Annotated in this window: 28 protein-coding genes; 7 read left to right on the top strand and 21 right to left on the bottom strand. The window is 39.4% G+C overall.

The genetic code is table 11. The annotated features are described in order from the left end of the window. The first annotated feature begins 1 nt into the window (after window position 1). Window positions 2-745, top strand: coding sequence for a hypothetical protein (locus tag RMY27_RS23915; protein WP_322667376.1), 744 nt, complete (start codon window positions 2-4; stop codon window positions 743-745). On the opposite strand, the gene RMY27_RS23920 is transcribed toward RMY27_RS23915, so the two are convergent. Both RMY27_RS23920 and RMY27_RS23925 read right to left on the bottom strand, forming a co-directional pair. Then, window positions 746-2,671: a TnsD family transposase gene (locus RMY27_RS23920; RefSeq protein WP_322667377.1), complete on the bottom strand. Its 1,926-nt coding sequence runs from the start codon at window positions 2,669-2,671 to the stop codon at window positions 746-748. Window positions 2,672-2,752: 81 nt separating this feature from the next. Then, window positions 2,753-3,985: a hypothetical protein gene (locus RMY27_RS23925; RefSeq protein WP_322667378.1), complete on the bottom strand. Its 1,233-nt coding sequence runs from the start codon at window positions 3,983-3,985 to the stop codon at window positions 2,753-2,755. A gap of 3 nt (window positions 3,986-3,988) precedes the next feature. Here RMY27_RS23925 and RMY27_RS23930 point away from each other — a divergent pair, with 3 nt between their 5' ends. After that, on the top strand, window positions 3,989-4,186 hold the full coding sequence (locus RMY27_RS23930; protein ID WP_322667379.1) for a hypothetical protein: 198 nt from the start codon (window positions 3,989-3,991) through the stop codon (window positions 4,184-4,186). Here the strand turns inward: RMY27_RS23930 and RMY27_RS23935 are convergent. Next, a complete protein-coding gene (locus RMY27_RS23935) occupies window positions 4,169-4,453 on the bottom strand; it encodes a helix-turn-helix domain-containing protein (protein ID WP_322667380.1) in 285 nt (94 codons plus the stop codon). The genes RMY27_RS23930 and RMY27_RS23935 overlap by 18 nt on opposite strands. Then, window positions 4,446-4,757: a hypothetical protein gene (locus tag RMY27_RS23940; RefSeq protein WP_322667381.1), complete on the bottom strand. Its 312-nt coding sequence runs from the start codon at window positions 4,755-4,757 to the stop codon at window positions 4,446-4,448. Before RMY27_RS23940 ends, RMY27_RS23935 begins: the two co-directional genes overlap by 8 nt. 95 nt (window positions 4,758-4,852) lie before the next feature. Here RMY27_RS23940 and RMY27_RS23945 point away from each other — a divergent pair, with 95 nt between their 5' ends. Further along, on the top strand, window positions 4,853-5,116 hold the full coding sequence (locus tag RMY27_RS23945) for a helix-turn-helix domain-containing protein (RefSeq protein WP_099100438.1): 264 nt from the start codon (window positions 4,853-4,855) through the stop codon (window positions 5,114-5,116). Between the two features lie 449 nt (window positions 5,117-5,565). Beyond that, window positions 5,566-5,712 (top strand): hypothetical protein, encoded by a 147-nt coding sequence (locus RMY27_RS23950; RefSeq protein ID WP_322667382.1) that lies wholly within the window; start codon window positions 5,566-5,568, stop codon window positions 5,710-5,712. Between the two features lie 565 nt (window positions 5,713-6,277). Here the strand turns inward: RMY27_RS23950 and cas5 are convergent. The 11 genes from cas5 to RMY27_RS24005 all read right to left on the bottom strand — a co-directional run bounded on the left by cas5 (window position 6,278) and on the right by RMY27_RS24005 (window position 19,586). After that, window positions 6,278-6,904 carry a type I-MYXAN CRISPR-associated protein Cas5/Cmx5/DevS gene (gene cas5, locus RMY27_RS23955; RefSeq protein WP_322667383.1) on the bottom strand — a complete coding sequence of 209 codons (627 nt, stop codon included), beginning with the start codon at window positions 6,902-6,904 and terminating at the stop codon, window positions 6,278-6,280. Window position 6,905: 1 nt separating this feature from the next. Continuing rightward, complete coding sequence (locus RMY27_RS23960; RefSeq protein WP_322667384.1) at window positions 6,906-7,880, bottom strand: DevR family CRISPR-associated autoregulator; 975 nt, start codon at window positions 7,878-7,880, stop codon at window positions 6,906-6,908. A gap of 55 nt (window positions 7,881-7,935) precedes the next feature. Beyond that, entirely contained in the window at window positions 7,936-9,471 is a 1,536-nt protein-coding gene (gene cas8a1, locus RMY27_RS23965; protein WP_322667385.1) for a type I-MYXAN CRISPR-associated Cas8a1/Cmx1, read from the bottom strand. 53 nt (window positions 9,472-9,524) lie between these two features. Continuing rightward, on the bottom strand, window positions 9,525-10,226 hold the full coding sequence (gene cas6, locus RMY27_RS23970; RefSeq protein ID WP_322667386.1) for a type I-MYXAN CRISPR-associated protein Cas6/Cmx6: 702 nt from the start codon (window positions 10,224-10,226) through the stop codon (window positions 9,525-9,527). Between the two features lie 172 nt (window positions 10,227-10,398). After that, window positions 10,399-11,346, bottom strand: a complete 948-nt coding sequence (locus RMY27_RS23975; RefSeq protein ID WP_322667401.1) for a TnsD family Tn7-like transposition protein — start codon at window positions 11,344-11,346, stop codon at window positions 10,399-10,401. A 7-nt stretch (window positions 11,347-11,353) separates the two neighbouring features. Further along, the gene (locus RMY27_RS23980; protein WP_322667387.1) at window positions 11,354-13,027 is read right to left on the bottom strand and encodes an ATP-binding protein; all 1,674 of its coding nucleotides are present in this window, start codon (window positions 13,025-13,027) and stop codon (window positions 11,354-11,356) included. Further along, window positions 13,014-15,251, bottom strand: a complete 2,238-nt coding sequence (locus tag RMY27_RS23985; RefSeq protein ID WP_322667388.1) for a Mu transposase C-terminal domain-containing protein — start codon at window positions 15,249-15,251, stop codon at window positions 13,014-13,016. Before RMY27_RS23985 ends, RMY27_RS23980 begins: the two co-directional genes overlap by 14 nt. A 153-nt stretch (window positions 15,252-15,404) precedes the next feature. Further along, window positions 15,405-16,223 (bottom strand): TnsA endonuclease C-terminal domain-containing protein, encoded by an 819-nt coding sequence (locus RMY27_RS23990; RefSeq protein WP_322667389.1) that lies wholly within the window; start codon window positions 16,221-16,223, stop codon window positions 15,405-15,407. Window positions 16,224-16,355: 132 nt separating this feature from the next. Continuing rightward, complete coding sequence (gene glmS / locus RMY27_RS23995; protein ID WP_322667390.1) at window positions 16,356-18,227, bottom strand: glutamine--fructose-6-phosphate transaminase (isomerizing); 1,872 nt, start codon at window positions 18,225-18,227, stop codon at window positions 16,356-16,358. A 359-nt stretch (window positions 18,228-18,586) separates the two neighbouring features. After that, on the bottom strand, window positions 18,587-18,832 hold the full coding sequence (gene psaC / locus RMY27_RS24000) for a photosystem I iron-sulfur center protein PsaC (RefSeq protein ID WP_012411495.1): 246 nt from the start codon (window positions 18,830-18,832) through the stop codon (window positions 18,587-18,589). Window positions 18,833-19,352: 520 nt separating this feature from the next. Then, entirely contained in the window at window positions 19,353-19,586 is a 234-nt protein-coding gene (locus RMY27_RS24005) for a hypothetical protein (RefSeq protein ID WP_322667391.1), read from the bottom strand. Between the two features lie 209 nt (window positions 19,587-19,795). Between RMY27_RS24005 and RMY27_RS24010 the strand changes: the two genes are divergently transcribed. Continuing rightward, on the top strand, window positions 19,796-20,164 hold the full coding sequence (locus RMY27_RS24010) for a Dethiobiotin synthetase (RefSeq protein WP_322667392.1): 369 nt from the start codon (window positions 19,796-19,798) through the stop codon (window positions 20,162-20,164). Window positions 20,165-20,198: 34 nt separating this feature from the next. Further along, window positions 20,199-20,366, top strand: coding sequence for a hypothetical protein (locus RMY27_RS24015; RefSeq protein ID WP_322667393.1), 168 nt, complete (start codon window positions 20,199-20,201; stop codon window positions 20,364-20,366). Here RMY27_RS24015 and RMY27_RS24020 read toward each other — a convergent pair. Further along, window positions 20,363-20,974, bottom strand: a complete 612-nt coding sequence (locus RMY27_RS24020; protein ID WP_322667394.1) for a hypothetical protein — start codon at window positions 20,972-20,974, stop codon at window positions 20,363-20,365. The two genes, RMY27_RS24015 and RMY27_RS24020, sit on opposite strands and share 4 nt — an antisense overlap. Here RMY27_RS24020 and RMY27_RS24025 point away from each other — a divergent pair. Then, a complete protein-coding gene (locus RMY27_RS24025) occupies window positions 20,967-21,104 on the top strand; it encodes a hypothetical protein (protein WP_322667395.1) in 138 nt (45 codons plus the stop codon). The genes RMY27_RS24020 and RMY27_RS24025 overlap by 8 nt on opposite strands. Window positions 21,105-21,368: 264 nt before the next feature. On the opposite strand, the gene RMY27_RS24030 is transcribed toward RMY27_RS24025, so the two are convergent. The 5 genes from RMY27_RS24030 to RMY27_RS24050 form a co-directional block, all read right to left on the bottom strand. Further along, a complete protein-coding gene (locus tag RMY27_RS24030) occupies window positions 21,369-21,527 on the bottom strand; it encodes a hypothetical protein (RefSeq protein ID WP_322667396.1) in 159 nt (52 codons plus the stop codon). A gap of 137 nt (window positions 21,528-21,664) precedes the next feature. Further along, a complete protein-coding gene (locus RMY27_RS24035; protein WP_322667397.1) occupies window positions 21,665-22,279 on the bottom strand; it encodes a PEP-CTERM sorting domain-containing protein in 615 nt (204 codons plus the stop codon). A 408-nt stretch (window positions 22,280-22,687) separates the two neighbouring features. After that, a complete protein-coding gene (locus tag RMY27_RS24040; protein ID WP_322667398.1) occupies window positions 22,688-23,905 on the bottom strand; it encodes an ABC transporter permease in 1,218 nt (405 codons plus the stop codon). Window positions 23,906-23,927: 22 nt separating this feature from the next. Continuing rightward, window positions 23,928-25,397 (bottom strand): efflux RND transporter periplasmic adaptor subunit, encoded by a 1,470-nt coding sequence (locus tag RMY27_RS24045; protein ID WP_322667399.1) that lies wholly within the window; start codon window positions 25,395-25,397, stop codon window positions 23,928-23,930. Between the two features lie 396 nt (window positions 25,398-25,793). After that, entirely contained in the window at window positions 25,794-26,435 is a 642-nt protein-coding gene (locus tag RMY27_RS24050; RefSeq protein WP_322667400.1) for a Uma2 family endonuclease, read from the bottom strand. Window positions 26,436-26,652 lie beyond the last annotated feature (217 nt).

Genomic DNA, 26,652 nt, shown 5'->3' on the forward strand with positions numbered 1-26,652 from the left:
AATGAGCAGGCGGGTAGAAGTTGGTTTTAGTCAGCGTATTCAATTAAATTGGTTGGAACTTACAGCCAACCTTCTTTTAGCTGGTTCTACACGCTCAGAAATTCAAACAGCACTTAATGAATTTTTACAGGATAAGGTTTCAGTTGGCAGTGAAAGTAAATCTAGTGGCCGTAGAAAAACCATTTCGATACTGCTGAAAATCTGGGTTGGAGTGCCAACAAACCTAGAGCCTCTGCGAAATGAAGCTTTGGAACTTTTAAGAATCAGCCCATCTAATCAACACATAGTTATCCATTGGGGTATGGCTATGGCTGTTTACCCATTTTTCGGGACTGTTGCAGAAAATGTTGGGCGATTAATAAGATTACAGGGTTTATTTGCAGCAGCTTCTGTGCAAAGACGCATAAAAGAACAATTAGGCGAACGAGAAACAGTATCACGCGCAACTCAACGTCTACTGCGCTGTTTTGTCGATTGGGGAGTCTTGCAAGATACTAATGAAAAAGGCATATATCAACCAGCATCAGTGCAATTAGTCGATAACAGGAGACTGGTAGCATGGCTAATAGAAGCAGTTTTAATAGCAAGTAATTCTAATTCCCAAGCTTTAGGTGTAATTAGCCAAACACCTGCATTATTTCCATTTGTAGTCAGTTCCATCAACCTTAGAGATGTAGAGAAAAATCAAAGACTAGAATTTTTCTGTCAAGGTCTTGATGAAAATATGGTGATGCTGCGGCATTAGTTAATTATTGTCTCTAATTTTATTAGAATCCGGTTGTTTATAAAGCTCACTTTCTAGAGCCGCCTGTACTCTCTGTGAGCAATTTTCTCGTAGCGCAGCCAGTCTAATCACCTTCCAAGGCTGAATTTCTTCTCCGCAATCATCAAGCCACCGAATTGCCCACTTAATACGCCGAATCTGAAAATCGTCTACAGTTTCTATCACTGATTCTAAATAAACCTTAGTCATTGGCATTTCTGCCAAATGTTTTTCGAGTAGTGCCAGTAAGCCAATACTTTTCCCTATCCTGCCAATAGTGATTCTCACGGGTTTTTCTGCACTCAGAGGTGTTCGTACAGCATTTTTTACCTTTTCGAGAACTTGCTTGTCTCTTTCTGCCCAATCAACTTTACCGGAGCAAGGGACAGGCACTTTTAAATCCGGCGAATTTGTGTTGAGCCACTCTTTGTCGTTTCTATATAGCCAAGTATAGGTTCCCTTGGCTAATCCCCTCAAAGTCGTTTTTGAGGCTTCTGGGTACTGCTGTTGTAAAGCTTTCCAAACTTCCCTGTATTTGATTTTGTCATCACTGGCTAAATTTAGATTTGAGTCTAAAACTTCCTGTGAGTCTACTAGCTGATTTTCCTCTGAAGATTTCCAAAAAGTTTTTAGCTTAAGTATGGCAGTATAACGTTTTACTGTTCTGGAATCGACCTTGAGTTGTCTTGCTGTCTCTCGTAGACCTAACTTTTGGATCTCTACCAGTTCTTTTAGCTTCTGCTCCCAGAATTGACCGTATGTCAAGACTTTGCCAATTCGCTGCTTATCTTCATCAGTTTTATCAGGGCCAGTTCTGCAATAAACCATCCCACAGGAACAAGAAAAAGTACCTAACGGCTTTTTATTATCCAAACAGTGAGTAACAACAAGATTAGTTATCACTGGCTTGAGGTAGTGGTCTACCGCAGCATTTAGACACAGCCAAGGCCCTTCACCAAAAGGTTTATACTGGTAATTCGTGTTGAAAAATTCCTCGATAGAATTCGTCAGGAATCTAATTACGAGTAGATGTCTGATGGGATGAAATGACTTTCTATGCTTCCTAACAATGCTGAATAGCCAGTTTTGCTCATTTTCGTAATTCACCATTGAGTTAACAGCCTCAAGCACTTCAGCACCATAAAAGAACAAGAAATTATCTAGTAGTCTCTTCTGGTTTACTCGCCCGGTTGCCGTTGCAAAATCTTTTTCAGTTAATAAAGTTATATATTTTCTTTGAAACCACTCTAGTTCTCTAGAGAAAAGATTACTAGTTATCAACCATGAAATATCTTGAGCCAGCAGTCGCAACTTTTTTAAAGTCTCTTGACTGTAAGCCTGTTGTATCGGTACAACAGGACAGTTTTCTTGGCTTGCAGCATAGTATTCATGCCTGTTAAAACCTTGCATGGGAATTGTGCTATCTTGCAAAGTCACACCATGAACTGGGCAAACCAGAACCCCTGGTGTTTGATGTAGTCTATGCCAGTAGGACTCCCCATAGTTTTGCAAATCTTCTTCCAAACATTTTGGGCAAAATCGCAGATACCTCTGCATCTTCAACGAACTCGCCATAATTCCGGTTCTGGTATGAATATCTCCTCCGAAATCTGCTTTCATAGACTCCATCACCTGACTAGCTCTTTTCGGTGGCAGGAAAACACTGTAAAAAGGATAGAGGGTATATTTATATATCAAATCTTCTACTTGATAATTCGAGATAAATTGTAGATTCTCAATCAACGAATTAAGGTTAGAAGGTAAGTCAACAGTAGCTATTACATCTTGAGAATTAAATAGCTCCTTTACAGTTATTTTTGGACTCGTGTTACCACTCCTAATGTGGTAACGAGCCAAGATACTGTATAAAATTTCATCTGGATAAGGGGCTGGAAAAAAGCCAAGCATAGATTCTTTCTCATGTTGAAACCTGAAAAAAATATTTTTGAGCAGTTTAGAGAATCTACCCGTAGCCCTTGCTGTTGACTTTTATATACTTTCACTTGGAACAAAACTCAGGACTTGCTCAATTGATTTCAGTGCTGATTGAATATCTGCGTTCAAAGCATCTGCCTCAGCTTTAATCACAGTCACACCCTTACCAATTTCCGTCAAGGATTTTTTTATAGTTCTGATTCGTCCCAAAGCTGTGCGGATTTGCTGAATTTGTTGTTCAACAGCAGTTACATCCAGTTCTGATTCAAAGGTACGCAATTTATTTAACCTTTGCTGAATCACCAAAAAGCGGATAGCAATGATTAAAAATGGATGGGTTGTGGCGATCCAATAACCCGACTCAGAAACTCCCTCTGCCCAATCACCGATTTCCTGCGCTAATCCCTCACGCGAATAACTTAAAAAAATTGCCGAGTTTGCAGAACGCCGCACCATTGCTGACTGTAAATGTTGAGTGATTGCTTGGCGACCAAAAGGTTTTGAGGGTCGTTTCCTAGCTTCAATCACTATTGACAGTTCAATTACAGCTAACGATTTACTGGTGAACTTTAGGAGAATATCGCCAGTATCCCCATCACGACCAATATGCTCCACCTCTACTCCACTCAATTTTGACCAATCTCGTAGTTCGACAACAACTAATTCTTCATAGTTGATGCCTTTAGCAGTTGTCTGCTCAAGTACTTGTTGTGTCACCTGTTGATCTCGAATTTCTCTGGTCAGTTTTTCCACTTGTTCGGTTAATGGTTTCACAGACTCAGAAACCACATTTTTAACTGCCGCAGCCAGAGTACCATTTTCCTTAGTCGCATTTATTAATGCTGCTTTAAATGCGCCTTGAATGGAATCAGAGCGTTTGGCATCTAAGAGTTGACGTAATGAAGAGAGAAAGCGGCCAACAACAGAAGTTTCTCTGGCGGGATCAATTTCGAGTGTAAGCAAAGTGCTGACGCTATTGAGTTTTTCAGTGAGGATGGCTGATGTCAGATTAATTTGAGTTTGGAGTGGAGCTAATAATTGACCATTATCTGTCCCTACTTGATTAATTAATTCCTGCTGGAAAGACTCTGCAATTACCTTGACTGCCTGCTGAAACTCCACCAACAAGGATTCCATCTGCTGCTTGATTAATTCGTTGCCATGACGAGTTTGAGCAGTTTGCAAGCAAAGAAATCCTAACTCAAAAGCATCTCGGCAAATATCCTCGTATTCTGACTGGGGAAATTGTTGTAAGTAGCTGATGGCATTTTTGAGAGGAATTGCCATGCGATGAATCAGGACATGGCTTTGGGTCAATTCAATACTGGAGGGCAAGTAATAGGAGTCATTGGTGGAGCGGTTCATGGAACAGTGGCTAGGCTGATGACGATAAATTGCACCCTACTACCTATTTTTTATGCCAGTCAAGGTGATGGAGAAAAGTTTTGTCAATTTGCAAAAACTGAAGAATTAATTTGGTGGTGGTGAATTATGCCACTGTTCCAACAGAGGGTTAATTACTTCGGCGTTGGCGAAAAGAAAATCAGCCACAGCCATAATTCTCTGATAAGGTAATCCAGCTTCTCTGCGGCTGGCTTGTCCACCCAACCAGTGATAAGCCGTAGATTTAGAGATGGCACAGATTTTTGCTAATTCTTCGTAACCCAATCCCCAACGATAGCTAAAGTCTTGGGGAGACATGAACATTTGATTATGTATTTCTAGCAACTGCTGATGTTGTTGAGCTTTAGACATGATTGCCCTGAAGCCCTTCCAAGGATGAATTATCTAAAGGTTCGATATCTTCCTCGAAAGCGAAGTCGCAGGTGCAAATTTTACAAGAGGGGCTGCGCTCATCTAAAAGAACCAAGTAATGTAAGCCAGTGGCAATGCAACTGGCTTGTTGGGTGTATAGAACTCCGATGACGCGACCAAAGTCACCGTTGGGTACTTGAAACCAGCGTACCCATTCACCGAGATGAAATTTTTGGTGGGGTAATTCGCTGGGAATAAGCTCTGGTAAGCCAACTGGCGGTATTTGAAGGGGTATTTTAGGCATAAAATTTTTGCACTAATCTCTAATGTTATTTATACACTACAATTAGTTATTTATAGTATGTAGACTTATTACCTGCACTTTTTGAATATTGTGCAGTGACTGAAAAAAATGAACTAAGTATTAAACAGCGCTTTGGTAAAGCGGTCAGACGACGTAGGCGTGAACTGGATCTTTCTCAAGAGCAGCTAGCAGAACGGGCTGAACTTCATCGTACTTACATATCCAACCTGGAAAGAGGTGAGTTGAATCCTTCGTTAGAAACTATGGAAAAGCTAGCAAACGCCCTAGACATATCCATCCCGGCAATGTTCATTAATTACGGCATTCAGGTTGAGAATGAACCAGGGAAGGATTGTTGAGCAGTTGCATACTGCATTTCATGATTCATCATAAAACTCAGACGCTTATACATCTAAGTAAGCGTGTGTTTCGTTCTGGAAAAGCCCAGACATTGATATTGATAAAATCAATGATCCAAACAGACATACCCAAAAATTAGCGAATCTAGTTCCTGATTTAACGACACCTAATTTACTTTCAGAAGCACTAAAAGTATCTAATTCGTTGGATATTGTTGTTGAAACTAAAATCCAACCATTAGAACTTGCGAAAGTAGGAAATAGCAAACGATTGTTTTTTAATCTGACCCTTTCTAAAACTAAGCGTCAAGGTCGGTGGTTCAGAAAAAACCTTATTTTGATATAAGTAGGTTGGAGCTTGTGGAGAGAATTGGCAGATGACTGATTTGCCTAGATGTAAATTTCTTCACTGAGGAGGAAATGGAAGCCATAAAAAAGAACTGACCGAATTGATTGCTATTTACAGCGATCAGTTGAATGGCCAGGATTTGTTTAGTAGTCTTGGTGCAGTTAAGGGTGATCGCAAATTGCAACTACACGAGCAGATTGAGCAATGGGAACAAATCCGCACAAAAATTTCGCATGAAGAGGGTTGAGGGAAGTTTTTGAAGTAAAAGCTATGGCAACAAGCAGCAGAATCTTACTCAACGTCTGACAATATCTAATGTTAAAGAACATTAGAGGTAGTGGGGAAGTTCGCTCGGATCTGGGTCTGCTCAACGTCTTACGACATCTAATGTTAAAGAACAACCGGATAACAAAGGTTGGTCTAAAATTTGTGGCTGCTCAACGTCTTACGACATCTAATGTTAAAGAACTTGCCGACCTCGATTTTAGAGTGTGACCTCCGGATCTGCTCAACGTCTTACGACATCTAATGTTAAAAAACAGCGATGGCTAAACATATTAATCCATCAGGCCTTCTAAATAATTTTACAAGCACCTGCCATTAGGAGGTACTAAATTTGCAAAATTTAATAGGCTAGGTTAATTTAGCAACGTCCAGAAGGCTTATTGTTGGAACTTTCTGAGGAATTGCAAGCATCCTTAATCATAATGAAAAGACTCAATTGCTGATTCAGTAAAGAATACCGACTTTTTATCTCTTTATGTCGGCGCAACAAGCAGGTATGCTTGTCAAAATCTAAATATCCTCCTTTTTCAACTAGTTTGAATTGTAGTCCACGATAAATCCGGTGGTTGCCATACTTGGGACTCTTGAAGCTCATAACACTGCCAGCGTGTTCTCTTAGACCCAACATGGTCAACCCAGTAGGGTAAGGTTAGCGAACCATCTTCATCTGTAACTAACCACCACAAAGACTCACCATGATAGTTCTCAGGTAAAAGGGTAACAGTATTGACTAGATCCCGACTTTCACCTAAACACAGCCCACCAAATCGATTGATAGAAGCTGGGTTCACAAATGCTTGCTGCAAAAGTTCTGGTAAAGTAGGCTTTGCTTTGTTTGTTTTTACCCAAACTACAAACTCAATGTTCGTTAGCAACTCTTGGTAATCAGGTTTAGCATTCTTAGGGTGGTGGATATCTTTCGTTTTAAACCTGCGAAAAGTCCGAATTACAATAGATTTTTCTGGTTTAGACAAGAGCGCGATCGCTAATTGAGTTCCACAATGCTTATAACGATCTGTCTCACCAATCAGAGAAAGTAACATCCCATACACCGTAGAAGGTGGAGGTACTGAATACGTTTCAGCGTATTCTCTAGCACGGGATTGACGAAAACAAGCAATAGGTACTTCAACTTTCAAAGCAATTGTCGTCATCTTAATCACTCCCCGATGACAACTGCAAATCTTCAGCAATGACCTGTTTTAATGCTTTGACTGCCGACTTCACTCCAGGAAACACATTTGCTCCCAAATCTTCTAAACCTTGAGAAATTAAGCCTCCAATCCATAATTCTTTGGGATCAATATCTCCTACTTCTACCTGTCGCACTAAGTTTGATGCTGACATATTTCCCAGTTCATCTTGCTCAAAGCAATATAGAAAACGAGGGGAAAAATCATGTGTCCACCGCAGTACAATACTTTCAGGGGAGAAATCATACAAAAAACGGGCATGATTTCCCGCCACTTCACCAATCGAAATCAAACCATCTAGAACAGCATGGATGCGAGATTTATCTTTGAGGCTATCGGGTGTCAATGCAAAACCATATTGATAACGAGTAGCATGAATCTCTGTGGCATAAAGAGAATTTCGTCCTTTTACTCCACTAACAGCATTAAAGGTAATGTCTCCCATAAAAGGTATCATTGATACTGCACGGGTAACTTCTAATACACCTCGTCTAGCAGTTATTTTTCCTTTAGGCTTTTGCTTTCCCTTACGTGGAGAACTTTGCTTATCCTTACTTTTAGAAACTTTTTTGCTCTCATTTTGAGATGCTTCTTCGGTCTCGCCTTCAGACTCATCGGAAGCTTCAGCTTTGGCTGCCTCTGCCTGCATAAATCCCAGAACATCATCATCAATGAAGCGAATATCATCAAAGTTGGGGTCTTGCCAAACATGATCCGCTACTGGTTGAGCATTCTCATCCCAACGTCGATTCACCGGATAGCCAACATTTTGCCAGTAGTACCGTAATGCCCAACGAATCGCCTCAGATGAAACAATAGTATGAACTTCACCTTTCCAATTCAATTTTTGTAAAGGAGTTATATTACCTTCATTTTCCCCACGATTATTAGCTGCGGTTCCATAGCTAGTCAAAATATTACCGAATAAATGAAACATTTAAAATTGCCTATTAAATTCATTTTTTGTGTTTTTTAAGCAAAAAAAGGTGTAATTATTCGCTATTAGAATCAGAGATTTCCAATATTTGTTTCTCAACCATATTGCTTTTTGGATAACTAGCAAGAGCAATAAAAGTTAAATCTCTGGCAACTTTCCAATCCATTATGCCAGAAGTTAATGGCAGTAATTCTTCCCAGTGTTTTTCTAGAATGGAAAGTTGACCTGCTCTTCCCCAAAACTCCGCAATAAATTTCCGAAAATTTTCAGCATTTGTACAACGTCCTAGTTGCGATAAAATACGTATATTTTCTCGCTCAATTTGAGCATATTGACCTTCATTTGTTCGTCCATAAATTTTAGCGTATATTTTCTTCAATGCCTCATGACAAGCTTTAATAAAGAGTTTTTGACTTTCTAGATTCCATTCAGAGTTTTGAATCATCTTATATGCTCCATCATCGGTAATAAATTTAAATAAACTTTTATTTTTAAAGATTGTATATAAATTAGCCCACCAAGGAAAGCCCTTTACTAAGTTATCGGCAATTGTTCCCCTAAACAGATTGCTAATGATAAAATTTTTATTTTTATACTCAATAATTTGGTACTCTGGAAAAGAAATCTGACTAAGCTTATAGATAAAATTTATTATTCCAGTGGCTTCTACCACTGCTATTTCTATGCGAGTTTTTTGCTGCTTTGACCAAATTACCGTTCCAAATAATATTACTTGGCATCGTTTTACTTGATCGGGTGTAGCCAATTCTATAATTGTTTCGTAAGTAAGGTATCTTAATGCAGCATCTCCTAAGCTAGATACATTGAAATCCTTGTAATCTAAGTTTCCCAAATTCCAGTATTCCTGGGCATAAATTTCTAAGTCAACCACTTCAGGTATAACTAGGGCATATTGTGTATGTTCCGGTTTGGTATGCGATCGCAAAACAAAGTAGTGGCAAGCAATAGGAGCATATAAAAGAGCAAAAGCCAATTGTGGTTTCTCTTCAAACTTAGTTTTTTCTGTAAAAGCAACATGACGAACTACAGACCCCGGATACAGCCACCCTGCTACACCAATTGATTGTCCAAATAATTGACCTTGTTTATCACAGAGTTGTTTAGCAAAATCTTGATGAGCATAGGAAACTGCTTTCTTATACTCGACATCGATTTCTATACCATCAACTATTAATGACCAGGATTTACCCCCGTCAAATTTAAAAACCTGGTTATGTTGGAGAAACGTTCCTGTTATTCCCAAGTGAATATAAATTTGGGTTTCAATATTGATTGAATGCGTATTTAAGCCTGTCAGCGAAATTAGACCTTCTTCATTAATCTGAAAAGATTGCTTTAGCAGCCAGTCTAAAACTACGAAATCCTGCCCTTGCCATTCAAGGCTGATGCTGCGAGGAGTCAGCAACCAACTTAAATTACCAGGTCGTTCCGCAGGTATTGGATATAGTTTTTCTAGTTGCTTGAGCGTCATCCACAGCCCTGCTATGCCAGCACGATGTATCCAAGTTATGCTTGGATCGCCCAAATTTAACTGAATTTTGGGGTTGACAACACTAGCTACTACGGACATCTTATTTATTTTTAGGAAATATTCTCAAACTTATATTGGGTTCAAAACCAGCTTTAACTTGCGTTTCCCTTTCTCTCCACAGGCACAAAAACGCCACAGCCCATCTTACGTTTTCCCCCAATGCCATATCTCAGCAATGTTAGCGAATCTTCATTGCTGAGATTAATGATTTCTAACCCAAAACCCACAACCGTAAAGCGCTTGATTTTGATACTTCTACGTTTTGGGCTACCATCAGTATTTTTGGTAATAAAGGCTTTTCCCTGGATACCCAGTTGTTCTAACTGACGCTGTGCTGCTGCTAAAAATGATTCCGGTTCTTGATAACCCTGGATAATCACTATACGCGATCGCAGTCTCTCAGCAGGCTCAAGCAAATAAATTTCAGGAATCTCCAAGCGAATTGTATGCCTGCCAATTTTCAGGGACTTACCTGCTAACGGATAAACCAAACGCACTTGCTCTACTGGTAGCCGAATCCGAAGCCTAGAATTTTTAGTTAGCTGAATTACGCCTTCCTTGGGAATACCTGCAATAGTATGAATTCCAACTGTATTTAACTTATGAAGTTCAGGTTCAAAGTGGGCGATCGCAGAAAATAACTCATAGCCGTGATCGAGAGGTACTGTTTCACCAAGCAGGTTAAAAATTAAATCTATGTACGGTAAGTGAGGTGTTAAAACCTCCGTTGGCTTTGTTAGATTTAAAGGTGACTCTGAGAGAATCTGTGTAGGTAAGCTGCAATCAACAACCATCTTTACCACCCTATCTTTAAACAGATATACGATAGAGGCAACTAATTATTATTTAGACTACCTTAGTGATTAATGTGAGAGTACTTTAAAACACCAAGCAAATATAATATTTTTTAGTAATTTATTGTTACTTTATATTAATGTTCGTAACAATCTTTTGATGGAAATCTTATTACTGAAAAAATGCTTCTATAGAATTTGCTAAAAATTTTACCATTAAAATATGAGTGATGCGGTCAACTGCTGGATTTAAGTCACATCCAAGCAAGCAATGAGAAAAATATTTACCTTGATGTTGGGTTAACTTTGGATTAAGGGCTTCTAAGGATTCTTGACCATAAAAATCAAATATAAGCTTTGAAAAAGCATACTCATCAAACTTAAACTTTCCACCAGGAAAGATTTGCAACAGTCCTTTATTAACTAAGTAACGTTGGTATTGAGTTCGAAGCCAAACCAAACCTTTAAAGGCAAAATTACTATGGATTAGCAGATTAATGTCATTTGTCAGTGTTAAGAGCGTTTTTAAAGCCTGATTTGTAAAAATTTTGACATCTGTGATTACTAAACAATTATCTAGGCTCGCAGCATAATAATGTATGCCTTTCGACTCAACTGCTACACAACTATCACAAAGAACGACACCATGAATTGGACAAACTAAAATTCCTGGTATTTGATGTGTTCTATGCCAGTAAGGCTCACCATATTGCCGAGTATCTTCTTCTAAACATTTAGGGCAAAATTTTAAAAATTTTTTTGACTCACCACTAGAACCAGTAGCCACCTTAGCAACCTCTAGAATAGACCCACTAAGTTTTTTACTCATTGAGTCTTTTAATAACCAAGCTTCCTGTGGTATTAAGAAAGTTCCGTAAAAAGGATATAAAGTATGATTTTGCAGTAAATTATCAACTGTCTGCTGAGAACGTAAAGGTAAATTTTTAACTAAATAATTTAAGTTATTAGTTAAAGTAACTTTGCACACTTGTTGAGAGCTGTAACCGAATACCTCTAAGTCAGTTTGTTTGAAACTTTTATTACCACTCCGAATATGGTATCGAGCTAAAGTACTATACAAAAGCTCGTCAGGATACAGAGTTGGGAAAAAACTAAGCATCAAGAAGCTAAATATTTATAAAATCTTCGACTGGATTTTTGATTATACCAGCTAATTTCAAATCATCGTATGCAAATTTTTTCTCCTTCTTGGCATTTTCAACAATTCGTCGAATGTCATTTCCTTGGTACTTTGGTTTTAATTTAGCCTTGCTTGTATTTGCCTTAACAAGACTCTCATTTACTTGTCCTCCTTGCAAAGCAAGAGTATATGCTTTCTTTATTAACAATGTAATGTCTGCATCTTCATCACTAGAAACTATTACTTGTTCAGCACATTCTTTTGCTTTAGCAGGTTCTACTTCCAACTCCAAAAGCTCAAGAATTATATAATTTAGCTTAGGTGATACTTTCTGATGAGTCTGTTGCTTTCTGGCTAATCTCCGAATCTCTTGCAAATCTTTAGAATCAAGTTCAGATAAACATTTTTTTTGATATTCTGTAGTATCGAGAGGAGCAATATCTTTATACTTAATCATCCACTCTTTATCGCCTGACCTAATAGCATCAAGCATTGGCTTGACTAAATATAGTCCGTCTTTAGCTGCTTGACGAATTATATCAATAGTAATAATTTCTTTCCCACCTATTGAAATAGCTCTCCATTGAACCATTTTGTAAAGCTTGACAGCAATATCAATAATTCCCTGACTTTCGTCATAAAAAACTTCGTTTATTTCATCAGAGAAAGGAACATGCATTTTTGTCCACTGGTATTCCCACATTCCTTCCATGAAGAAATACCATTCGTCATCGTTTACCATTCTATCCCAAATTACACTTCCTTCTCCTGTTCCTCTCCTAGCATTTCTAAAATTTCCTTGAAGAATAGGAAAAGCCTCATTTGTTCCCACTCGGATTACTGGAATTCCTACAGTATTGTCCATTTTTACTAAAAAGTTCAACATATCTGAGCTACTTCTTCTTGCTGTAACAAGATTTTGCATCTCATCTATAACTAGAGTGCCTAAATGATGGGTATGGGCAATTTGGGCAACTTGAGCAAGCATGTAATCTTCTGAGTTGCGCGATGAACCAAATTTTTTAAAATAATTAGTACCTAATAGTTTGTCAACACCAAGAAAAATATCAGTACACAGACCTTTCAAAGAACCAGCATGAGGGCAGTCAACCATCAACCAAACTATTTGGTAAACAGTATACTCAGGATGAAGAATTATCTGAGGGTAAAGATTAAGAATATTTTGAAAATTCGTAGACTTACCCATCCCTGATGGGCCAATTAGGGTTAAACCGGAAGCAGATGTAGGAAGATTAACATAGTTTTCTAAGTTTTTACCTCCTCCATCTTTTATTGCATTATAAATTTGCCTAGAGCGACTCGCATATTCAGGTTTCAGAATATTCCGAGCTAAATAGCCCGTCATAATTAGTACAGAAATGACCTTCTGTAATTCAACAGTTTTATTTTGAGGATCAAAATATCGAGATAGCCTCTCAATGCAATGAAATCGATAATGCGCTTCTAGCTGCCTCTCTTGCTCATCAAAGTCTGGTGTTCTCGTTACTTTATCTATAAATTCTTCCGATGAAAGGATAGGAGGTAGTGCCTGAATTAATGGATTGGTGTTGTATTCTAGAAGTTTTTGGTCTATATATCTGGCAACAATCGCTGATTTCCCATTAGGAATCATAACAAGTTCGCCCTCAATCTTCTCCACGTTTTCGCTCCTGTCTTTTTCGCCTTAGTAAATCCATATGGTCAGGCTTCAATAATTTGGATGACTCTGAATCTTCAGATTGAGTGTTTATTTTATTATTTGTAGCCTCGGTACTATCAGTAATTTCTTCTTTTGCTAGTTCAAAACTTTCATTTTCACGTCGTTTCTCTTTTTCAAAAGCTTTTTTTTCTCGAATTCTTGCAACCTTTTGTCTATTACTTGTATTATCATCTAAAACTGCTTCAGTATCTTCTTTAGCCTTACTAACTATATTTTCTATATTTGCTATCAAATCGACTTTTCCTTGTAGTCGTTTACCTTGGTTTTTTTGCCTTTGCAATTCTTCATATGCAAACAAATATTCAATATCATATAAATTTTTATCTAAATACCTTTGTTCAGACTCTAAAAGAAAACACTTTTCAAAATCTCTACCATTTGGAGAACGCAAATAAATAAACTTTGATTGTCGAATATCATATGATATATCTAATGATTTTTCGGATTTAGAAAGTAAACTACTTCTAGATTTTTCAAACCATAATTCTTTCCTTGCTTTCTCGCAGGTGTAATACATTCCCTTAAATTTAATACCACGAGCGGTAATTGTAGCTTTTCCAGTTGGCATTAAATTCAGCTTGACAATATCTTCTTCATAAGTTCTCAGCTTACCGGAACGATTGGCAATTCCCCATTGCCATAACTCTCTAGGTATAGGATTAACATCATCAGAGATCATCATTTCATCTCTAGCATATTTAGTTAAATAATCATAATTGTTGTGCTGGAGGATGAAAAAGATAACTATTTTAGTAAATTCATTTATGTTAAGCCTACCATCGAGGCGATAATCATGACCTCCTCTCTGTCTAAAGTCAGTATCTATATAACCGGGAACAAATGGTTTTACATACCCATGAATAGTCCGAAATTGTCTTTCAACTAATCCTTTCCAATCTGCTCGATAAGGAGCAGCATTTTCAATGCGAACGTTTAAATTAGGGATTAATGTCTCTACCTTCATCCCTGCTAATTCACCTCGATCGCCCAAAATAGCATCAGGAATATGTCTACATGGCCACTCATCTTCAGAAATCTCTATACCATATTCTCGGCAAAACTTTACTTTATCTATGGCTGAATTGGCTAAAGCCATCATTGCCCCTGCCCAAGATGGCCCTTCTAATCCAACGTAAACCCCCGTTATCATGCGACTAAAAACATCAATAACCACATAGATAACAGGTCTACCAATAATCCAGTTACGATTGTACATTGATATTAAATATACATCCGCAATTGTGGCATCAATCTGATATCTAGCTCCAGGGCCAATAGTTTCCATTTGGGAAGTTCCCGTAATGGCTCGATGTTCTAAAGCGTATTTTGTCGAACCCTTACGAGATATTATAGTCTTTCTGATATCAGATTGTTCTACTTCATACCAGTATTTAAATTGAGTAAATGTAGGTTGTTTATCTGGAGGAATCAAGATACTTTTTTTGGCTCCATTTTCATCGTAATAAAAATCTTCTGAGTAATATTCCTTAATCATTAAATCATAGGCGGTTGTTAAAAAATTTTCTTTAGAGTTATTGTAAAACTTAGTAATTGCAAATCTAAATATTTTTTTATCTTCCTCAGTGACATTTATTCCAACACCAATTTCTTGATCGTGTATATATTTTCTTGGCCTTCCTCTCTTTTTTTCTCCAGATGTTTTAGGCTTTCCTTTACCTCCAGAATTTACATAATCAGGCAAAAGGGCATTTTTATTTTTACCTCTTTGCCAAAATCTTCTTAAATATTTATAAACACTTATTTCTACTAATTTACCTTTACTTCTACCTACATTATATTTTTCAATAGTCTGCTGAACTAAAGCACCTCTATAATCCCGATAATATATCGATGGTTCTTGAATAACAATAAATGAAATTATTTCCCAAGCTCTATCTCTAAGTTCTTTTTCTTTCTCAGACAAATCTTTCTCTGTTACTATTCTTGCCCACGGGTCTGATTTAAGTTTCAATGCGCTACCATTAGAAATAGCTTCTATAATCTCCGAAACTTTTTTAGGCTCTGGAAATCCTTTTTTAGTATTTATATTAAAAACAAAGGCTATAATATAGCTTTCATCAACCCAGAGAACCCGTTCTATAAAGCTATTACCTGATTCATCAATCCATTCAATCAGGTCGTTGACAAATAAATCATTAATCATAATAATATGGCGATTATAATTTCAATGAGGTACATGGGTAGGGCGCATAGATGTACGCTCTTACAAGGATTTATGTTCATCTGTGGTTAATTATTTTTTCTGTACCTTACCTCTGCGAGAAACTCTATGATGTAATACACCACATATTATTTTCTAAAAAATAATATTTTTAATTTCTCTAGAAGAAGGGCAACTAGATATTTTTGTGGCTAACATATCTATAATGATTTCCTTCTTAGCAATAAGATGCCTAAAAAGATACAGAGATGTACCAGACTCTAGATTCATGTTTTTATCTAAAGATGTTGTTATCTGATTGATGCTTGCATCACTTTCCTGAAGTCTGGATTTTAAGATGTTGGCGATGTTGCGTAGTTCTTCGAGCTTTATATCTGCATTTTCTTCTAGTTTATAAGCAGTATGAATCCACTCAACATTTTCCGCTAATTGCTTAAAGACTTCTTTCTCTGTGATTATTCCCCAATCAATACCTTTGGCAGCATAGTAACGCTTTTCTAACTCAAACTTTTCAGCTACAGATTTACTTCCCAAATCCTTAGTTAGCTTAAATGTTCGTGCTTGCTGGACTATAGTTTTGCTTTGTTTGACAGAAAGCATAAAATCCGTAGTTAAAACATAGGGAGTATTGCTTTGCGAATCTTTAGGATACTTAATACCCATTTCGTCTGCGATACTCATTGCTAAGTCAAGGTCAATTAGAGGAAACTGCTCTCTTATATCTACAATCGTATCTGACCACTCGAAGACGTAAAACAGCCGCTTCTCGTTATCAGAAAGCAGATGATGTTCTCGGTTTGTTTTCCAACCTGGGGGTCTGGAAACACGGCCCTTTGAAGGAAAATCCTGAATCTTTATCCAAGGCTGATAGTCTTTCCCGCTACCCTGACCACGCCCTTCTTTGAGGTAACGCTCAAACTTGGCTTGCGTCCAATCTTGTTTGCTTCTAGCCATAAAAACTCCTGTAGATGCTTACATATACACCCACAGGAAGAATTGTACAACTTTTTTATATATTGTATAACTTTTTTATTTGTTATACGACTTTATTATTGTTGTACAATTAAATTAAAGTATAAGATTATACTATTCAACGGTGACACTTTTAGCAAGGTTACGAGGCTGATCGACATCCAAACCGCGACGGGCGGCAATATGATAAGCCAATAATTGCAAAGGAACTACTGTCAAAATCGGAGAAAGTAACTCTTCTACATGAGAGACGGGAAGAAGATCGTTAAAGATTTCCGTAGCTTCGCCATCGTTGACGGGAGTCACGCCAATTAACCGAGAATCTCTGGCTTTGGCTTCTTGGGCATTAGAAATAACCTTTTCGTAAACGCTACCAGGTATTGCGATCGCAACTACTGGTACTTTCGCATCTAAAAGTGCGATCGGGCCATGTTTCATCTCTCCAGCCGGATACCCTTCGGCGTGAATGTAGCTGATTTCTTTTAATTTCAAAGCCCCTTCCAAAGCAATAGGAAAGTTAATTCCTCTGCCCACAAAAATGAAATCTTGAGTTTCAGCAAATTCGTGGGCTAGCTGTTCGGTTAAACGTTCCTGGGTTTCCAAAGTTGCTTCAATTTCTTTGGGAATCTGCCGCAACCCATTAATAATTTGATCTAATGTATCTTTTGAAACTGTCTGACGACGAGCTGCTAAATCCAATGCCAAAGCATAAAACGCCATCAGTTGAGCGGTAAAAGTTTTCGTTGCCGCTACCCCAATTTCAATTCCCGCTAGGGTACTGATAATGTGCGGCACTAGATGACCAAGGCTGCTTTCTGGGCGATTGGTAATACCCAATAGTCGCGCTTGATATTTGGGTTCTCTCCCTTGGCGACGTTCTTTTTCCATCGTCAAAGCTGCTAGGGTATCGGCTGTTTCACCTGATTGGGTAACGCCAACTATCAAGGTGTTAGCTGTCACGGGTGATGGTGCATAACGATACTCAGAAGCGTAATGTACTTGAGTGGAAATTCCTGCTAGTTGTTCGAGTAAATATTTTCCGACTAATGCTGCGTGCCAACTTGTACCACAAGCGAGGATTTGAATTTGTTCTAAATCGGTGTATAAATCCGCAGGTAAACCAAGATTGATTGGGGATTCGGTAGATTCGGCTGGATTAAAGTAAGCGTCTAAACTAGCTCTTACTACTCCTGGTTGCTCATGGATTTCTTTGAGCATGAAGTGTTTGAATCCCTGCTTTTCTACCATTGCCGGATTGAAGTTGAGCAGGCGTGGTTGTTTTTTCAACCTGTCGCCAGCAAAATTGTAAATCTCAACGCCCAAAGGTGTGAGGCGAGCAATTTCGCCATTTTCCAGAGGTAGTACGGCACGGGTGTAGGCAACGATCGCAGGCGTGTCAGACGCACAAAATAACTCCCCTTGCCCAAAACCAATTACTAAAGGTGCTTGTTGGCGAACAACAATCAATTCATCGGGGAAATCAGCAGAAATAACTGCAAGTGCAAACGCCCCGCGCAAATGGTTAACGGCTTGGCGAACTGCCTCTAGGAAGGGAGATGAGGGGGGAAGATTCTTTAAAAATTCGCTTATCAGATGGGGAATGACTTCGGTATCGGTTTCAGAACGAAATTCGTGTCCTTTTGCTTTGAGTTCCTCGCGTAACTCGCGGTAGTTTTCAATAATGCCATTTTGCACCACTGCCACTCGCTTTGCTGTATCCAAATGGGGATGAGCATTATACTCTTCTGGTTTACCATGAGTTGCCCAGCGTGTATGACCAATACCAATTTGGGCAGGGGTTTCTATTTGTTCCAGTTTAGAACGCAGGTTATGGAGTTTGCCCTTTGCCCGCACACAATTTACCTCACCTTCCCAAACAGTGGCGATTCCAGCCGAATCGTAGCCCCTGTACTCTAGTTTTTCCAGTCCAGCTAGTAAAATGTCTGTCGCCGCTTGAGTGCCTATATATCCAACAATTCCGCACATTCTTCACGCCACTTTTTTTCAGGATGATTAAATCCAGTATAGTAGGCAGCATAAAGTGGACGTTTTGCAAAGAAAAAAGGGAGTAAAATACTCCCTCTATCACTAGGTATTGTTATGGATTTTAAGTTTTTTTACAGTGGATTACCTGTCAGCTTTTGACCTGACGGTACAAATACAGCTTCTAGGATTTAGATACCCAGAGATTATATCCCCAATCTAAAATTGCAATTTCATCAAGAGTGCTGGGTTCCGAGTTCCAAGTTCCGAGTGAAGAACCAAAAAATTGTATTTTTGATTTACTTCTTTTTATCTCAGCACTCAGCACTCAGCACTCAGCACTCCGATCAGCACTCAGCTTTTTAGTAAGCTAGACCCATACTGCGAGTTGTTTCAGCGCCCAGGTAAACCCGGATGCTCAAAAAGTCGGTGGGACAAGCAGTTTCGCAACGCTTACAGCCCACGCAGTCTTCTGTACGGGGTGAAGAGGCAATTTGAGCAGCTTTACAGCCATCCCAAGGAACCATCTCAAGTACATCAGTAGGGCAAGCGCGGACGCATTGGGTGCAGCCAATGCAGGTATCGTAGATTTTTACGGTATGAGACATTGAAAAAACGGCTCCTTTCGAGTGTTCTTCTCTGCGAAAGAATCATAATCAACGCATAGTCTACCGCAGTGGTTGATAGGCCGTAATCAAAAGGCTACATAACTTTAAACAATGTAATAAGCACCGTTAAAATTTGCTTTTGCGAGATTGTCCCTATTGACTGATAATCAGCAACATCATCAGAGCGTATTTCCCACAGTTATATACCATAATGGGGTTGAATCGTAAAGACAGATGAAACAAAATTAATAGTAAATAGGGACATCTCCATAATTTTAACTCTGGGGATTTTGCTTAATAATCTGATTTTGCGATCGCTACATCCCCGTGTAAACGAAAACAGTTTGGCAATCTAGATTACGCAAAAACTTGTTTTTATTACGGAATAAAATTGCTTTTGCAATGTAAATGATAATTTAGAGACTGCGATCGTAGTCAGTAATTTTTTTGCGATCGCTCACTGATAACTTGTATATTTAATCTCTTAGTTTTGGCAATTTCATAATGTTTATTCTACCTATTAGAGAATTTCAGAAATCGCAAACTCATCATTTATAGCAGCAATTTGTGTTTGATTTTTTGGCTCAACAGGTGTTAATTGTTGTTCTTCTAGATTTTTAGCATCAGAAGATTTATCTTTTTCATACTCCCTTTCGCGGATTTGTCGAACAATACTTTCTAACAGCCAAAGTTGTTCTTCCATAGACAAGGCAAGGATGGAGCGCTCAAGTTCTAGTAAATTCGGTGAGATCATTTGACTTGTAATTCCTAATAAGGTGTATTTTTCAAAGATATTATATTCAGTCTATTTGGTTAACCTAGAGCATCGTCAATTGCCGATCATTTTCCCCACGCCTATCATTTCATAAATCATCAGAGATTGCTATAAATAACTAGAAAGCCGTTTTATTACTTTTTAATTAAGTATTACTGCTGAAACAAAATGTACGCTAAACTGACTACATGAATTACGAAACAGCTAGGAAACTCCTCATAGATCAGACAATCACAACCGAGGAAAACCCAGATGCGCTGTTAACGCGTATGAGACAGGGCAAGCCGCCGGTACCCGGTCAGATCACTTCGATTTTGTTGGCATTGAAAGTGGTGTTTGAAGCCCTCAAAGATGCAAAGAGCCTAGATCGAGAACTGGCTTTAGCCCTTTATCAGTTAAGCATTAAGGCGCAACAGCTATTTGGTGCAGGGCGTAAAGCCGGAGTTGATTGGCCACCATTACTCAAAGAAGATTTACTACGAATTTCCTTAGCAGCTGAAAGTATCTTTTCGGGTATATGGCAAACCTTAGCTCAGATGGAGTTGGGGAAGAGATGAGAAAGCAGGGGAGCAGAGAGGGCAAGGAAAATAATTGCTTACTTCACTTCTAACTCAGCACTCAGCACTCAGCACTCAACACTTAGCACTCAGCACTCAGCACTCAACACTCAACACTCAGCACTCAACACTCAACACTCAACACTCAGCACTCAGCACTCAGCACTCAGCACTCAGCACTCAGCACTCAGATGCTCATTAACGAATTTGCAGTTCATTTTCTAACTTGTCTAGGTCAGTTTTGAGCAAAACTGTCATTTGACCAGTAAAAGCTTTACCAGTCTTGGGTTGGGCAACTTCCACCCAATATACATAGCGATCGCCTACTCGTAATTCTCCCTTTAAGGCTTCCCGAATCGGAGTTTTAGCCAGACGCGCCGAATTAACTACCTTCTGGTTGGGATATTGATACACGACTTGGGCGCGATCGTAGTCTTGATAAATCTCCAAACCATAAATCACCCGCAAGGATTCTTGGAGACGCGTAAATGTCATGCCGTTAATAGCATCATACATAGTAATGCGTTCAGTCCGAATTGTGCCACGGTCTTTAGAAAACTCCACCCTACCAGGAGGCAATACCGACGCTTGAAAAGTAAATCGTTGGGCAGCAGTATCAGTCTTTTGCACAAATAATTGTTCCCCTCTCCTGGGGCGGAGTGTCGGATGTGCTTTAATCCAAGTGCCTACCTCTTCTGTACTTTGTCCTGGTAAAGCATTAGCTTGGGAATCAAAAAGCGTTCCTACACAGAGCCAGGGCACTAGAGAGAAAGGTAAAATTAAATAGTTAAGTAGAGATTTTTTGAGCATTTTGCTGTTCAGGATTTTTATAGAAATTTCCCCATTAGGGATTAACCATAGTCTTCCCGTTTTTCAGCAAAATTACTTCAATGGGTTGTTGCGATCGCGCATCGAAGCCTTTATTGATCGCTCTAACTAGAAGAGTTAGCTGAGGTGCTGTTGGATTTCAACAGTTAAAGTGATTTAGTAAATTATTTAGCAGACATCTCCCTAGCTCAACCTAATCAGGAAGATTACAGCAGTTTTTATGTATTTGAACCACACCTGTCGTAGGGGCGCAAGGTCTTGCGCCCCTACTGCGTGGTCTATTTACCTGAAAATAGCTTATTGATGAAAATTCTAGATCGCTAAAGATGTGATAAATCATCACAAAGACGCGATAAATCGCCGTCAACACGAAAGACTAATTATTGTAGAGACGGCGATTCATCGCGTCTGTTGTCTTAACCGAACAGTATTGACGCATACCGTGGCTCAATACCATATATAGCAAAGTGCTGAGTGCTGAGTGCTGAGTGCTGAGTAAAAACCCAGTCGTTTCAAGCCTTTGAGCAATCAACACTGTCCTAATCTATGTGACTACGGCTATACCACTAAGATCCATAATGTGGTTTCAAAAATGCCTTAAATTAAGAAACCCAGTTTTTTGAAAAACCGGGTTTCTTATACTCTGCGTCAATTAAAATTACTGACTGCTTACTAGCGTGAGTTACGACGACGAGAAATTACCATACCACTAGCAGCTAAACCTAAACCAAGTAAAGTAGCTGGTTCTGGAACTGCTTGAGGATCTGGCTTACTACTGATATTAGAAACGAATAAGGAAGCATGAGATAAATCTTTCCCTGCATTCCCACGACCATTTAAATCAACACCAATGGTATTGAAAACTCCTGTCAAACCTTGAGACCAATCATAATCTTTGAATAGATAGGCACTATATTTAGTGCTGCTCTTCAGACTTACTACAAAGGTGTTACTAGTTAATGGCTGAGAAAGACTCCAACTGCCAATATTAGTACCGTTGGTTGCTGTAAACAGAGAGTTTGGTGCATCAGATTTAGCAAGTAGTGTCCAATCAGCAGTACCCACAGAACTGGCAAATAGTCCACCATCCAAAAGAGTTTCTAAAGGATTACCTGCACCTGTGTCATTACCAGAAAATGCGCCTGCACAAGCTGTAGCATTTACTCCTCCAAGAGAAATGTTGCTGGTACTACATACAGCTGCCTGTGCTGGTGCAGCCACAAATGTACCACCGATCCCGGTAGCTAGTAAAACTGAAGCTGATAAATGGAAAAATTTGCTTTTCACTTTTGATACGGTCTAAGATTTAAAGAATGGAATTGTATTTTAGAGAGATGTTTATATCAATCCATAAGTGTATTCACGACAGGAATTACCTACTATGTATGTGGCATTAATAGGCATTGATGATACAACGTCTGAATAGAAAATATCCTATGGAATTTGTATAGACTTTTACCCTCTATTTCGATACTAGGTCTATTTCTATACAATCCTCCCTATTCTTATGTCAGTTTCATCAAACTTTTAATAATTAACTACTTATATATTTTTATAAATAACTTGGCTAAATTTACGTAAACCCAAGATTTGCGCTCTCCTGCAAATTTTACTTAAAAATTTCTGAAAGGTATGTATATTAACAGTCTCCAGAGCATCTTGCAGGTTGTTACTCATCTCTCGGCTCAATACCTACTAAGCACTTCTTAAAGCCACAATCGGGTCGAGTTTAGCAGCGCGACGTGCAGGAACAACGCCAAAGAATAAACCAATAGCCCCAGAGACACCAACTGCCATAGTAATTGCTACAGGAGAAAGACTCGCCTCTAAAGGAGTCAAAGCTCCCACTAATAGAATGCCACTGATACCAACCGCAGTCCCAACTAAACCACCGGCTGCGGAGACAATCACTGCCTCAATGATGAACTGTAGCAAAATATCTTGCTCAGTTGCCCCGATCGCTTTCCGCAATCCGATTTCTTGGGTGCGTTCGGTGACGGAGACTAGCATAATATTCATGATGCCAATGCCGCCGACAAACAGGGATATACCTGCGATCGCAGCTAGCATAATTGTCAATGCACCTGTAATTTGACCGACAGTTTGCAAAGCATCTTTCTGGGTGCGAAGAGTAAAGTCATCTTCACCATTAATTTTGTGCCGTAAACGCAGCAAATTAGTAATTTGAAATTCTGCTGCATCCACACTCTCGGAATCACGAGCGGCAGCAACGAGGTAATCTAAGGCGATACCATAAGGAGAATTCTTGCCCACAAGTCGGTTTGCTGATGTGGTGATTGGTATTAAGGCAGCATCATCATAATCTGCTCCCACGCTGGAACCTTTAGCTGTTAACGTTCCAATCACTTGAAAGCTGGTATTTCCAACTCGCAATTGCTGTCCTACAGGATTACTATTACCGAATAGTTTTTCTGCCAAGTCTCCACCCAGCACTACCACTTGGTTACTTCGCTTGATGTCTACCTCAGAGAAAAACCTGCCTTTAGCAGTTTCAAAATCCCGCACAGATAGAAAACTGGGGGTTGTGCCAATGATGTTGACATCGGTGTTTCTGTTGCGGTACGTAACTACCTGTCTTCTGTTTAACTCTGGTGCAACTCCTACTACTGTTGGGACTTGAGAAGCGATCGCTTCAGCATCTTGCAACACTAGAGTTTTTGGCACTTCAAAGGATATTCGCTGAGTTTCTTGATTACCTGGCAGTACAAATAGCACATTTGGCCCTAATGACTGCAACTGTTTATTAACGTATTTTTGCCCACCTTCACCAATGCCAATCATGGCAATCACTGAGGCGTTGCCAATAACTATACCCAACATCGTGAGAGCGCTACGCAGCTTATTTGATAGGAGGGTTTTCCCCGCCATGTTCATGCTTTCGAGGAAATTCATATCTTAAATTACGAATTACGAATTACGAATTATTTTGTTCTTTAGCCTTTTCAATTTTGTAGTCTTTGGGTGGGTTAACAAAAATGCGATCGCCTTCTTTAACTCCCCCTAAAATCTGAGTTTGGTTTTGGATTTGTGCCCCAACTGTAACTTCGCGGAACTGGGGTTTATTCTTTGCATCTGGTACGAGTACACCAGTTTTACCCTTTTCGGTAACGATTGACACTGTTGGTAACACCAAGGCATTATTAACGCGATCGCCTAAAAAAGTCAGATCCACATTTAAGCCAGAACGCAGTTTATCTATACCAGTATCGAGAGCAACCCGCACCTGAAAGGATGTCACACCTTGTTCCACCACTGCTTCTGGAGCAATCAGGCGCACATGACCTTTAAAAACTCGATCGGGATAGGCATCGGCGACAATTTCCACCTGCTGTCCCTGTTTTATTCTGCCAAGATCGGCTTCGGGAACTTGAGCTAAAATTTCTAAACCCCTTGCTACAGCGACAATTGAACTAGAAGTTGCCGACGCACTAGTAGAAGCAGAGGTAGTGGGTGTGACAAACGCACCTGGTTCGGCATACTTTTGGGTGACAATTCCCGACAAAGGAGCGCGAATAATAGTATCTTCTAACTGCACTTGTACACCCTTTAACTGAGCCTCAGCAGATGCTACAGCGGCTTGACGCTGGACAATTTCTTCAGAACGGGTGCCATCTTCTAACAGTACCAATGCTGCCCGTGCTTCGTTAACAGCGGCTTGGCGTTGCTCAATTTCTTCACTCCGAGTCCCACTTTGGACTAACGACAATCGTTTTTTCGCTTCTTCTAAATTGGCTCTAGCACTTTTGTCGTCGCTGATGGCTTGATCGAGTAATTGTTTTTTCTCTGCTCCTTCTTTATATAGATATTGGTAACGATTAACTTGTTCGCTGGTGTAATTCACCCTTGCTTGAGCCGCATCCACTTGAGATTGAGCTTGAGCAATTTCTTGGGGACGATTACCAGCCTTAGCCGCAGCTAATTGGGCTTGAGCTTGGGCTAATCGGGCCCTCGCTTGAGCGATTTCTTGAGGACGACTACCAGCAAGAGCTTGGGCTAGCTGTGCTTGACTTTGGGCTAAGTTAGCACGGTACTGGCTCCTTTGAGCCTCAATACCGGCACTATCCATGCGGGCGAGAATTTGCCCTTGTTGAATGCGATCGCCTTGTTCCACGTATAATTGCGACAGCACTCCGGGATTCTTTGGACTAATATTTACGCTCTGAACTGGCACGACTTTGCCACTAGCTGTAATCCGCAACGTGACGTTTTGGGCTGCAACTGGCACAGTTAGTTGAGCAATATCTTCTTTGTTTGTCCCTTGATTTACCAAGGTGTAAGTTGTTATAGTACCCACAACCAAAGCACTCCCCGCCATTAGCCCCATCAGCCAGCGCAATGGATACTTAACTTTGCCAATAACTGGAATTTCTATGTGCGTAGCCATATTATAGAAACCTGTAAATCTTGCTGTATAAGAATATTTTTTAGTTAGAGGACAAGCGGAGAGTACGGAGTTGTTAAAGCTTTGGGATTAAATTTGTATAAGTTAACTAACAATTAGACGCCTAATAAACTTCACAGTTGCTTAATCTTCCTTAATACTAGGCATTCGTATTTCTGTATGTCTTCACCTGAAAGGGTGACTTTAGCCACAGTATATTTGTGCAATCTTGAACCATTCGTGAGAAACAAGATCCCCGACTTTTTTGAGAAGTTGGGAATCTACGGCTGGCAATTCTCACAAATCAGATAGGATTGCTATAGTGCGATCGCGCTTTAGTTGCTCTGTATCCTTTTCTTTTTCCCTGCTCCCCATTCTCTACCGCAAAGCAGTTTGTAATTATTGCTGAAATTGGGTTAACAACCAAGCACCAACTTGACTTTGATTTATTTGACGAGTTTGCCGTAATGCATCGTTTAATAAAGAAATAGCTAATCTTGGTAATACCTGAGATTCTGTAATCCGCCTACTACCTTGGTTTTCAATAGCAAAAGCCATAACTTGGACATTCTGGACATTTAAAATCCAGTATTCTTTCACTCCTAAATCTTCGTATAAAAGTCGTTTTTCACCTTGATCGTCAGCAAGTGAGGTATTAGCCACTTCAATAACTAAATCTGGTGGTGGATAGATATCTAGGTTGATGATAGAAGTGCCGTAAGGAATAACACCAGCATTTTCACCAATATAATAAGACACATCAGGTTGAGCTTCCTTAAAGCCTGTTTTCCGATATGTACAATTATCCTTGCCATTTAGAGCAATGCCTTTAATGCTCGCAAACAAGTTAACAGCAAAGATAATAATTGTATGGTCGCTGGCATGGTCATTCCCGATTGGCGGCATTTCAATCCTCATCTGTCCATTGTGGTAGTAGCCCTTGGCTTTTTCGTAGTCAGGATTTTCAATTATTTGGATATATTCATCCCAAGTTGCTGTTATCCAGCTATCGGTTGCTAGTTGGGTCTGTAATTCGCTCATAATATTGCGAAAGAGGAACTTTAACAACGATCATACAAGTTTCATTTTCCAGCACTAAGCTGACACCAAAGCTTTAACTGCATCCTTGCTAACAATTTTCGTAGGGTGTGTTACGCGGGAGGCTAACGCACCGATGGTCTACTTTTACAAAACCAGTCTTTAAGGTGGATTCATCCAGTTCAAAGGTGGATGAACGGAGTTCTGAGGTGGATTCATC

The organism is Nostoc sp. DedQUE09, from assembly GCF_034530915.1.
In the GTDB taxonomy this organism is placed as follows: domain Bacteria; phylum Cyanobacteriota; class Cyanobacteriia; order Cyanobacteriales; family Nostocaceae; genus Nostoc.

Coding starts and splice junctions, on each gene's coding strand:
- RMY27_RS23915 (WP_322667376.1), top strand. CDS start 2: ATGAGCAGGCGGGTAGAAGTTGGTTTTAGTCAGCGTATTCAATTAAAT.
- RMY27_RS23920 (WP_322667377.1), bottom strand. CDS start 2,671: ATGCTTGGCTTTTTTCCAGCCCCTTATCCAGATGAAATTTTATACAGT.
- RMY27_RS23925 (WP_322667378.1), bottom strand. CDS start 3,985: ATGGCAATTCCTCTCAAAAATGCCATCAGCTACTTACAACAATTTCCC.
- RMY27_RS23930 (WP_322667379.1), top strand. CDS start 3,989: ATGAATCAGGACATGGCTTTGGGTCAATTCAATACTGGAGGGCAAGTA.
- RMY27_RS23935 (WP_322667380.1), bottom strand. CDS start 4,453: ATGTCTAAAGCTCAACAACATCAGCAGTTGCTAGAAATACATAATCAA.
- RMY27_RS23940 (WP_322667381.1), bottom strand. CDS start 4,757: ATGCCTAAAATACCCCTTCAAATACCGCCAGTTGGCTTACCAGAGCTT.
- cas5 (WP_322667383.1), bottom strand. CDS start 6,904: ATGACGACAATTGCTTTGAAAGTTGAAGTACCTATTGCTTGTTTTCGT.
- RMY27_RS23960 (WP_322667384.1), bottom strand. CDS start 7,880: ATGTTTCATTTATTCGGTAATATTTTGACTAGCTATGGAACCGCAGCT.
- cas8a1 (WP_322667385.1), bottom strand. CDS start 9,471: ATGTCCGTAGTAGCTAGTGTTGTCAACCCCAAAATTCAGTTAAATTTG.
- cas6 (WP_322667386.1), bottom strand. CDS start 10,226: ATGGTTGTTGATTGCAGCTTACCTACACAGATTCTCTCAGAGTCACCT.
- RMY27_RS23975 (WP_322667401.1), bottom strand. CDS start 11,346: ATGCTTAGTTTTTTCCCAACTCTGTATCCTGACGAGCTTTTGTATAGT.
- RMY27_RS23985 (WP_322667388.1), bottom strand. CDS start 15,251: ATGATTAATGATTTATTTGTCAACGACCTGATTGAATGGATTGATGAA.
- RMY27_RS23990 (WP_322667389.1), bottom strand. CDS start 16,223: ATGGCTAGAAGCAAACAAGATTGGACGCAAGCCAAGTTTGAGCGTTAC.
- glmS (WP_322667390.1), bottom strand. CDS start 18,227: ATGTGCGGAATTGTTGGATATATAGGCACTCAAGCGGCGACAGACATT.
- psaC (WP_012411495.1), bottom strand. CDS start 18,832: ATGTCTCATACCGTAAAAATCTACGATACCTGCATTGGCTGCACCCAA.
- RMY27_RS24005 (WP_322667391.1), bottom strand. CDS start 19,586: ATGATCTCACCGAATTTACTAGAACTTGAGCGCTCCATCCTTGCCTTG.
- RMY27_RS24010 (WP_322667392.1), top strand. CDS start 19,796: ATGAATTACGAAACAGCTAGGAAACTCCTCATAGATCAGACAATCACA.
- RMY27_RS24020 (WP_322667394.1), bottom strand. CDS start 20,974: ATGCTCAAAAAATCTCTACTTAACTATTTAATTTTACCTTTCTCTCTA.
- RMY27_RS24040 (WP_322667398.1), bottom strand. CDS start 23,905: ATGAATTTCCTCGAAAGCATGAACATGGCGGGGAAAACCCTCCTATCA.
- RMY27_RS24045 (WP_322667399.1), bottom strand. CDS start 25,397: ATGGCTACGCACATAGAAATTCCAGTTATTGGCAAAGTTAAGTATCCA.
- RMY27_RS24050 (WP_322667400.1), bottom strand. CDS start 26,435: ATGAGCGAATTACAGACCCAACTAGCAACCGATAGCTGGATAACAGCA.